This is a genomic window from Aerococcus sp. L_32 (genome assembly GCF_050689315.1).
In genome coordinates this window covers 1-1,127 of record NZ_JBOEQF010000570.1, presented here as the reverse complement: position 1 = coordinate 1,127, position 1,127 = coordinate 1, and the positions used below count along the sequence as shown (strand labels likewise).

General features: G+C 39.5%; 1 protein-coding gene. It reads left to right on the top strand.

The genetic code is table 11. The annotated features are described in order from the left end of the window. The coding region (locus ACRCJ0_RS14835) for an iron-containing alcohol dehydrogenase (RefSeq protein ID WP_431390976.1) at nucleotides 1-1,015 on the top strand (1,015 nt) is incomplete at its 5' end. Nucleotides 1,016-1,127 lie beyond the last annotated feature (112 nt).

Genomic DNA, 1,127 nt, shown 5'->3' with positions numbered 1-1,127 from the left:
CATGGCTCAATTCCAACCCGATACAATTATCGCACTAGGTGGGGGATCTGTTATGGATGCAGCTAAAGTCATGTGGTTATTCTACGAACAACCAGAAGTAGACTTTAGAGATTTAGTTCAAAAATTCCTAGACATCCGTAAAAGAGCGGTTAAGTTCCCAGAACTTGGGTCTAAAGCGAAGTATGTAGGTATTCCAACGACATCAGGAACAGGATCTGAAGTGACACCATTTGCGGTTATCTCTGATAAGAAAAATAATATGAAATACCCATTAGCGGACTATTCATTACTACCAACAGTCGCAATTGTAGATCCTGCTTTAGTTGAGACTGTACCAGATTTTGTTACAGCTGATACAGGGATGGACGTGTTAACACACGCGATCGAAGCGTATGTATCAGTGATGGCTAACGACTTTACTGATGGACTGGCTTTACAAGCAATCAAGATTGTATTCGAAAACTTAGAAGCTTCAGTAAAATATAATGATCCAGAAGCACGTGAAAGAATGCATAACGCTTCAACTATGGCGGGTATGGCATTTGGTAATGCCTTCTTAGGAATTAACCACTCAATGGCTCATAAGATTGGTGGAGTTTTCCATACAGTTCACGGTCGAACAAATGCGATTTTACTTCCATTCGTTATTTGCTATAACGGAACCCGACCAGCGAAACAGGCGAACTGGCCAAAATACAATTACTACAAAGCAGATGTAAAATACCAAGACATCGCTAAATTAATCGGACTTGATGCAAAAACTCCAGAAGAAGGAGTAAAAAACTTAGCACAAGCTGTGTTCGAACTTGGAGAACGTGTTGGAATTCAAATGAGTCTAAAAGACCAGGGCGTTGATGAATCTGCCTTCATGGATAAAACAGAAGATATCGCCTACTTAGCCTTTGAGGACCAATGTACACCAGTGAATCCACGCTTAGCTTTAGTAAATGAAATGCAAGAAATCCTTGAAGATGCATATTATGGATATAAAGAAAGACAAGCAAACTACAATTAATAGTATCCGACGCATCAAGTAATACCTAAATTTGATCCCCTTTTATACACGTATATGCCTTACTTGCGCAAGTAAGGCATATACGTTTTTTGGTTTTGAGTTGTACCTAGCT